This window comes from Streptomyces sp. WAC05292 (assembly GCF_003949955.1).
Lineage (GTDB): Bacteria > Actinomycetota > Actinomycetes > Streptomycetales > Streptomycetaceae > Streptomyces > Streptomyces globosus.
This window is the reverse complement of the sequence record NZ_RPSE01000278.1, coordinates 1-8,488: the sequence shown is the minus strand read 5'-3', so window position 1 is coordinate 8,488 and position 8,488 is coordinate 1. Positions and strand designations below refer to the sequence as shown.

At 73.7% G+C, this 8,488-nt stretch carries 6 protein-coding genes and 1 pseudogene; all 7 read right to left on the bottom strand.

The genetic code is table 11. The features are described 5' to 3' along the window. Positions 1-129: 129 nt before the first annotated feature. Entirely contained in the window at positions 130-1,836 is a 1,707-nt protein-coding gene (locus tag EF903_RS23700) for a proline--tRNA ligase (RefSeq protein WP_125546334.1), read from the bottom strand. 42 nt (positions 1,837-1,878) lie between these two features. Continuing rightward, entirely contained in the window at positions 1,879-2,451 is a 573-nt protein-coding gene (locus tag EF903_RS23695; protein ID WP_125546332.1) for a GNAT family N-acetyltransferase, read from the bottom strand. A 46-nt stretch (positions 2,452-2,497) separates the two neighbouring features. Next, positions 2,498-3,343, bottom strand: coding sequence for a GNAT family N-acetyltransferase (locus EF903_RS23690; RefSeq protein WP_125546330.1), 846 nt, complete (start codon positions 3,341-3,343; stop codon positions 2,498-2,500). A gap of 162 nt (positions 3,344-3,505) precedes the next feature. Then, positions 3,506-4,663 (bottom strand): flavodoxin-dependent (E)-4-hydroxy-3-methylbut-2-enyl-diphosphate synthase, encoded by a 1,158-nt coding sequence (gene ispG, locus EF903_RS23685; protein ID WP_114054427.1) that lies wholly within the window; start codon positions 4,661-4,663, stop codon positions 3,506-3,508. Between the two features lie 196 nt (positions 4,664-4,859). After that, a complete protein-coding gene (locus EF903_RS23680; protein WP_125546328.1) occupies positions 4,860-6,161 on the bottom strand; it encodes an RIP metalloprotease in 1,302 nt (433 codons plus the stop codon). Next, positions 6,158-7,411 carry a 1-deoxy-D-xylulose-5-phosphate reductoisomerase gene (dxr, locus tag EF903_RS23675; RefSeq protein ID WP_125546326.1) on the bottom strand — a complete coding sequence of 418 codons (1,254 nt, stop codon included), beginning with the start codon at positions 7,409-7,411 and terminating at the stop codon, positions 6,158-6,160. The genes EF903_RS23680 and dxr overlap by 4 nt, the downstream gene beginning before the upstream one ends. A gap of 20 nt (positions 7,412-7,431) precedes the next feature. Next, a pseudogene (locus EF903_RS34290) lies at positions 7,432-8,488 on the bottom strand (hypothetical protein); the annotation flags it as partial.

Here is an 8,488-nt window from a genome sequence, read left to right as displayed (position 1 = left end):
GCCCGAAACCGGGGCCTCCGCCCCCGGACCCCCGGCCTGTGCCGCGCAGCGGCACGCTCCAGCCCCGCCGGCGCTTGAGGCGCCGCGGGGCTGGAGCCGCGCGGAAACCACACCCCCGAGGGGGGCCGCTCAGGACGTCAGGCGGGTCAGGGCCTCGGCCAGGGGGAGTTCCTCGCGGGTGCCCGTGGCACGGTGCTGGAGTTCGACCACGGACTCCCCCGCCCGGCGGCCCGCGACCAGGATCCACGGCACGCCGATCAGCTCCGCGTCGGTCAGCTTCACCCCGGGCGAGAGCCCGGCCCGGTCGTCGAGCAAGACGCGCCGCCCGGCCGCGGCCAGCGCCTCCGCGGCCTGTTCGGCCAGCGCGAGCTGCACCGCCTTGCCCGCGGCGACGACGTGGACGTCGGCGGGGGCGACTTCCGCCGGCCAGGACAGGCCCCGCTCGTCGGCGGTCTGCTCGGCGAGGGCGGCGACGGCGCGCGAGACGCCGATGCCGTAGCTGCCCATGGTGACCCGCACCGGCTTGCCCTCGCGCCCCAGCACGTCGAGCCCGAAGGCGTCGGCGTACTTGCGGCCGAGCTGGAAGATGTGGCCGACCTCGATGGCGCGGTCGAGCCGCAGTCCGGCCCCGCACCGCGGGCAGGGGTCGCCGGGCTCCACGACGGCGACGTCGAGATGGCGGTCGACCTGGAAGTCGCGGCCGCAGACCACGTTCCGGGCGTGCGTGTCGGGCTTGTTCGCGCCGGTCACCCAGGCCGTGCCGGGTGCGACCCGCGGGTCGGCGAGGTAGCGCACCTTGCCGAGGCCCTGCGGGCCGACGTACCCGCGCACCAGGTCGGGGCGGTCGGCGAAGTCCTCGGCGGTGACGAGTTCGACCACGGCGGGCGCCAGGTGCTCGGCCAGCTTGCCGAGGTCGACTTCCCGGTCGCCGGGCACGCCGACGGCGGTGATCTCGCCGTCCACCTTGACCAGGAGGTTCTTCAGCGTCGCGGACGCGGGGACGCCGAGGTGGGCGGCGAGCGTCTCGATGGTCGGGGTGTCGGGGGTGGGGATCTCCTCCAGCGGCGGGTGCTCCGCGGAGGCGTCCGCCGCCTCGGCCAGGGGGAAGGTCACCGCCTCCGTGTTCGCCGCGTACCCGCAGGCCGGGCAGTCGGCGAACGTGTCCTCGCCGGCGGCCGCGGGCGCGAGGAACTCCTCGGACGCGGATCCGCCCATCGCCCCGGACACCGCCGAGACGATCCGGTGGTCGAGTCCCAGCCGGGTGAAGATGCGCTGGTAGGCGGCCCGGTGGAGGGCGTACGACTCGGCGAGGCCCTCGTCGCTGACGTCGAACGAGTACGAGTCTTTCATCTGGAACTCGCGCCCGCGCAGCACGCCGGAGCGCGGGCGGGCCTCGTCGCGGTACTTCGTCTGGATCTGGTAGAGGATGACCGGCAGGTCCTTGTAGGAGGTGCACTGGTCCTTCACCACGAGGGTGAAGATCTCCTCGTGGGTGGGCCCGAGGAGGTAGTCGGCGCCCTTGCGGTCCTTGAGCCGGAAGAGCAGGTCGCCGTACTCGGACCAGCGCCCGCTGGTCTCGTACGGCTCCCTCGGCAGCAGCGCGGGCAGCAGCACTTCCTGTCCGCCGATGGCGTCCATCTCCTCGCGGACGATGCGGGAGACGTTCTCCAGGACCCGCTTGCCGAGCGGCAGCCACGTCCACACGCCCGCGGAGCTGCGGCGGACGTATCCGGCGCGGACGAGGAGGCGGTGGCTGAGGGTTTCGGCGTCGGCCGGGTCCTCGCGGAGGGTCCGCGCCATCAGCCGGGACATGCGCTGCACGTGTTGCGTTGCCATGCGGCGAGGCTACCGAACGGCGGCGGGGCCGCCGAAGGGGTTTCAGGGCCGCAGCAGCGGCAGCGGGGCGCCCATGACGGCGTACGGGAGGCTCGCGCTCGGGAAGTGCACCTGGCGGGCGAGGTCGGTGTAGCCGAGGGAGCGGTAGAGCCGGCGGGCCGGGCTCTCGGCGTCGATCGCGGAGAGGATCGAGCGGGGCTCGGCGGCGCTGTCGGTGATGCGGGTGATGAGGGCGCGGCCGACGCCGCGGCCCTGGAAGCCGGGGTGGACGTGCAGCTCGGTGATGACGAAGGAGCCGTCGAGCCAGCCGTCGTGTCCCTCGGCGCGCAGGTACGGCTCGACGATGGAGGACCACCAGTAGGCGCGGTCGTTCGGCATGCCGTACACGAACGCGGCGAGCGCCCCGTCGTCGGTGTAGGCGCCGAGGGCGCGGGCGCCGGGGCAGGTCATGTGGCGCTGGACGATGTACCGGCGGATGCCGACCTCCTCCTCGCTGAGGCCGAAGGCCACCGCCTGCACGCGCAGGGCCTCGTCCACGCGGGCGGCGAGGTCGAGGGGGCCGATGGTCAGGCCGGCGGGCCGGGCGGGGCCGTCGCCCGCGGGGGTAGGCAGCATGCGGTGACCTTACTCGGCGGTCGCTGCGGGCCGGTACGCCCGGGAGCTAGAACAGGACGCTCATGAACGCGCCGACCTCGCGGAAGCCGACGCGGCGGTAGGAGGCGCGCGCCGCGGTGTTGTAGTCGTTCACGTACAGGCTGACCACGGGGGCGACGTCGCGCAGCGCGTACTCGACGACGGCGGCCATGCCGGTCTCGGAGTGTCCGCGGCCGCGGAACTCGGGGGCGACCCAGACGCCCTGGATCTGGCAGGCGGCGGGGGTGGCGGCGCCGATCTCGGCCTTGAAGACGACCTTGCCGTCCTCGACGCGGGCGAAGGAGCGGCCGGATCCGACGAGCTCGGCGACGCGGGCCTGGTAGAGGAGGCCGCCGTCCCCGGCGAGCGGGGAGACGCCGACCTCCTCGGTGAACATGGCCACGCAGGCGGGCATGATCAGGTCCATCTCGTCCTTGCGGATGCGGCGGACGAGCGGGTCGGGGCGGACGTCGGCGGAAGGCTGCTCGGTGACCATGAGCGGCTGGTGGGCGCGGACCTCGCGGGCGGGTCCCCAGCTGGGTTCGAGGAGCCGCCACAGCAGGGACGTGGCTTCGGCGGGGCCGACGATGGAGGAGCAGCGGCGGCCCGTGCGGCGGGCGCGGTCGGCGAAGGCGCGGACGGCGTCGGGCGGGGCGCAGACGGGGACGAGGTTGGCGCCGGCGTAGCAGAGGGAGCGGAGTTCGCCGTCGGTGTAGTAGCCCCACATCTCGCCGCCGAGGCGCCAGGGGTCGAGGCCGGCGACCCGGACGCGGGAGGTGACGAAGGCGTTCTCGACCGGCTCGCGTTCGAGGACGGCGAGGGCGGCGTCGAGGTCGCCGGGCCCAAGGACCCGGGTGGTGGTCTGCGTCAACACTGGGGCCTCACATGCAGGGCTGCTGATCTCCGAACTGTACCCGCCGCGGGTCGGGGCCGCCCGGTCCGGCCGGGGGCCAAAATGCCGCCGGCCCCGTCCGCGAGCTGCGGGGACGGGGCCGGGGGCCGGATGCCGGGGCGGGCCGGTGGGTGCGGCCGGGGGTCAGGCGCCGATGGCGACCGTGGGCTCGCCGGAGGCGACGCCGTCCTTCTCCATCTGCTCGGCGATCTTCATGGCCTCTTCGATGAGGGTCTCGACGATCTTGGATTCGGGGACGGTCTTGATGACCTCGCCCTTGACGAAGATCTGGCCCTTGCCGTTGCCGGAGGCGACGCCGAGGTCGGCCTCGCGGGCCTCGCCGGGGCCGTTGACGACGCAGCCCATGACGGCGACGCGCAGCGGGACCTCCATGCCGGTCAGGCCGGCGGTGACCTCCTCGGCCAGCTTGTAGACGTCGACCTGGGCGCGGCCGCAGGAGGGGCAGGAGACGATCTCCAGGCGGCGCGGCTTGAGGTTCAGGGACTCCAGGATCTGGCGGCCGACCTTGACCTCCTCGACCGGCGGGGCGGAGAGGGAGACGCGGATGGTGTCGCCGATGCCCTCGGAGAGGAGGGCGCCGAAGGCGACGGCCGACTTGATGGTGCCCTGGAAGGCGGGGCCTGCCTCGGTGACGCCGAGGTGCAGCGGGTAGTCGCACTGGGCGGCGAGCTGGCGGTAGGCGTTGACCATGACGACCGGGTCGTTGTGCTTGACCGAGATCTTGATGTCGCGGAAGCCGTGCTCCTCGAAGAGGGAGGCCTCCCACAGCGCGGACTCGACGAGCGCCTCGGGGGTGGCCTTGCCGTACTTCTGGAGCAGGCGGCGGTCGAGGGAGCCGGCGTTGACGCCGATGCGGATCGGGGTGCCGGCGTCGCCGGCGGCCTTGGCGATCTCCTTGACCTTGTCGTCGAACTGCTTGATGTTGCCCGGGTTCACGCGGACGGCGGCGCAGCCGGCGTCGATCGCGGCGAAGACGTACTTGGGCTGGAAGTGGATGTCGGCGATCACGGGGATCTGCGACTTCTTCGCGATGACGGCGAGGGCGTCGGCGTCGTCCTGGGTCGGGCAGGCGACGCGGACGATCTCGCAGCCGGACGCGGTCAGCTCGGCGATCTGCTGGAGGGTCGCGCCGATGTCGGAGGTGCGGGTGGTGGTCATGGACTGCACCGAGATGGGCGCGTCACCGCCGACGGCCACCGTGCCGACCTGGATCTTGCGGCTGACCCTGCGGTCGGCGAGCTTCGTCGGCACGGACGGCATTCCGAGTGAGATGGCAGTCATCTGCTGTGCAACCCCAAGGTGTGGATCGAGGTCCCGAGATCGGCGGGCTCCGGTCTTCGAGATTACGCCAACGCGGCGGCGGCCCCCGCATCCGAGGGCCGGAGACACCCGAACGCGGGGAGCCGGGCACTGTTCGTGCCCGGCTCCTCACGCTCGGCGTCCGTACGCGCGTCCGCCCGGGCGCTTTGCGTGCGGGTCAGGTGATGCGGATCGGGTTCACGACGTCGGCGACGAGCACCAGCAGCGTGAAGCAGACGAACACGCCGGCGACGACGTACGCGGCGGGCATCAGCTTCGCCACGTCGAAGGGGCCGGGATCGGGGCGGCGGAAGAGGCGGGCCACATTCCGCCGGAGGGACTCCCACAGGGCGCCGGCGATGTGCCCGCCGTCGAGGGGGAGCAGCGGAAGCATGTTGAACAGGAAGAGCGAGAGGTTGAAGTAGCCGACAAGGCCGAGGAAGAAGACCAGCCGCTGCTCGGCGGGGATGTCGAGGGTGGCGATCTCGCCGCTGATGCGGGCGGCGCCGACGATGCCCATCGGGGAGTCGGCCTCGCGCTCGCCGCCGTCGAAGGCGGCGTTCCACAGGGCGGGGACCTTGCCGGGCAGGGCCAGCAGGCCGTCGACGCTGCGGGCGACCTCCTCGCCCATGTGCTCGACGGACTCGCCGAAGCCGAGGGCCGCGGTCTCGTTCTTCGGGCTGAAGCCGAGCCAGCCCGCGGTGACGTACTGGCCCTTGACGTAGCCGCCGTGGCCGTCGGTCTTGGCGACCTTGTTCTCGATGAGGGTGACGGGCAGCGTCAGGCGCTGTCCGCCCCGCTCGACGGTGACGGTGGCGGGGCCGATGGTGTCGCGGATGCGCTGCTGCAGCACGGACCAGTCGGTGACGGCGCGGCCGTTGAAGGCGACGATCCGGTCCTCGGGGAGCAGGCCGGCGGCCTTCGCGGGGGCGACCGGGTCGCCCTCCTTGCATACGTCCCGCCTCTCGCTCTGCTGGATGACGCAGGGCGAGACGGAGGCGACCTCGGTGGTGGTGCGGTTGATCCCGAAGGTCATCCAGACCCCGAAGAAGACCGCGAGCGCGAGCACCAGGTTCATGAACGGGCCGGCGAACATGACGATCACGCGCTTCCACGGCTTGCGCGTGTAGAAGAGCCGCGTCTCGTCGCCCGGCTGGAGCTCCTCGTAGGCGGCGGAGCGGGCGTCCTCGATCATCGAGCGGACGGGCGAGGTGGAGCGGGAGCTGATTCTGCCGTCCTCCCCGGGCGGGAACATCCCGATCATGCGGATGTAGCCGCCCATCGGGATGGCCTTGATGCCGTACTCCGTCTCGCCCTTGTGCCGTGACCAGATGGTCGGCCCGAAGCCGACCATGTACTGGGGCACGCGGATGCCGAAGAGCTTGGCGGTGGAGAGGTGGCCGAGCTCGTGCCAGGCGATGGAGACGAGCAGCCCCACCACGAAGACGAGTATGCCGAGCACCGTCATGAGTGCTGTCATGCGCGCGCCTCCACGGCGGCTCCGGCCGCCATCTCCCGTGCCCGGGCCCTGGCCCAGGTCTCCGCTTCAAGGACGTCCTCGACGGTGAGGGAAGTTCCCGCGTCCGGCGTCCCGTGCTCATCGACCACGGCAGAGACCGTATCCATGATTGCCGTGAATGGCAGCCGACCGGCCAGGAAGGCGTCCACGCACTCCTCGTTCGCCGCATTGAAGACGGCGGGGGCGGTGGAGCCGAGGGTTCCCACGTGCCGGGCGAGGTCCACGGCGGGGAACGCCTCGGTGTCGAGGGGGAAGAACTCCCAGGTCGAGGCCTTGGTCCAGTCGAAGGCGGGGGCGGCGTCGGGGACGCGCAGCGGCCAGCCGAGGCCGATCGCGATGGGGCCGCGCATGTCCGGCGGGGTGGCCTGGGCGAGGGTGGAGCCGTCGGAGAACTCCACCATCGAGTGGACGTAGGACTGCGGGTGGACGACGACCTCGATGCGGTCGAAGGGGATGTCGTAGAGCAGGTGCGCCTCGATGACCTCCAGCCCCTTGTTGACCAGGGTCGCCGAGTTGACGGTGATGACGGGGCCCATCGCCCAGGTGGGGTGCGCGAGGGCGTCCTCGACGGTGACGGAGGCCAGTTCGGCGCGGGTGCGGCCGCGGAACGGCCCGCCGGAGGCGGTGACGACGAGCTTGCGGACGTCGGCCCGGGTGCCGGCGGCGAGGGCCTGGAAGAGGGCCGCGTGCTCGGAGTCGACGGGGATGATCTGGCCGGGCTGCGCGAGCTCCTTGACCAGCGGGCCTCCGACGATCAGCGACTCCTTGTTGGCCAGGGCGAGGGTGCGGCCCGCCCGGAGCGCGGCCAGGGTCGGCGCGAGGCCGATGGAGCCGGTGATGCCGTTGAGGACGGTGTGGCACTCGGAGGCGGCGATCTCGGTCGCCGCGTCCGGCCCCGCGAGGATTTCGGGCAGCGGCTCGGACGTGCCGTACTGCTCGCTCAACGCCTCCTTCAGGGCCGGTACGGCTTCCTCCCGGGCCACGGCCACGGCCTTGACGCGCAGCCGCCGGGCCTGCTCGGCGAGCAGCCCGGCGCGCCCGCCGGCGGCCGACAGCGCGGTCACCCGGAACCGGTCGGGGTTGCGCAGGGCGAGGTCGATGGCCTGGGTCCCGATGGAACCGGTGGAGCCGAGGATGACGATGTCCCGTCGGCCGTCCGCGGCGTCGAAGAGGAGGTGCGGATCGGCAAGGGGGGCTGGACTGTCGCTCATCCCCCCATTGTCGCGTCACGTCACGAGCGGTGGGACACGCCCTCCCGGTAGTCGCCGCTGACGACCGCGGCGAGCAGCTCGGGCAGGGTGCCCGCGAAGTCGGGCAGGGCGCGGGCGGTGTCCCACCAGGCGCCGGGGTCGGTGCCGAGCGCGGCGTCGAGGAGGCGCTCGGCCTCGGCGCGGGCGGCGAGGAACGCGCCAGGGCGGTCGTGGCGGTCGGGGCCGTCCACCTCGCCGAGCCAGTGGTCCTCGTCCAGGGCCCAGGCGGCCGGGGCCTTGTGGCGGACGACGTCCGCGCCGGTGAGGAGGCCGCGGTCGAGGCAGGCGCGGACCCAGCGGACGTCCTCGCGGAGGTCGCCCATGGCGTTGGGGACGGCGAGGCTGGCCAGGGCCAGCTCGCGGTGGACGCCGCCGCCCGCCGGGGGCGGGCCGGGGGCGAGGTCGGCGACGGCCTCCGCGAGCCCGGGTACGGCCTCCGGCGGGCGCGGGCCCGCGGCGGCGTCCGCGGCGGTGCCGGCGGCGACGGCGGCCGCGAGTTCGGGCAGGGTGCCCGGGAAGGCGGCGGCATGGCGCTCCAGCTCGGCCCACAGGCGCGGGTCGTCGCCGAGGTGCGGGCGCAGGACGCGGGTCAGGGCGGCGCGCATGCCGGCCTGCTCGGCGAGGTTCCAGCCGAGCCGGCCGGCGGTGTGGGCGCGGCCGAGGAGCAGCGTGCGGTGGGCGGGGGCGACGGCGGCGGCGAGCTCGTCGAAGGTGAGGATGCCGGCGCGGACGGCACGGACGGCGGGCCGGTGCCAGTCGGGGCCGTACGCGGGCGCCGCGCGGGTGTCGAGGAGGGCGAGGGCGGTGGCGGCGTCCAGGCCGCCGGCGAGCAGGAGGGCCTCGACGGAGCCGGGCGGCAGCGGCGCGCGGGCGTGCTCGCGCAGCAGCAGCGCGGGCGCGGGCGGCCCGCCCAGCCGCAGGACGTCCAGGGGTATCCGGGGCCGGCGGCTGCCGTGCCGGCGGAGCAGGGCGACCGTCTCGGCGCCGTCGGGCGGGGGCTGCAGGGGCCGTCCGAGTTCGGATCGGAGGGTCGCCAGC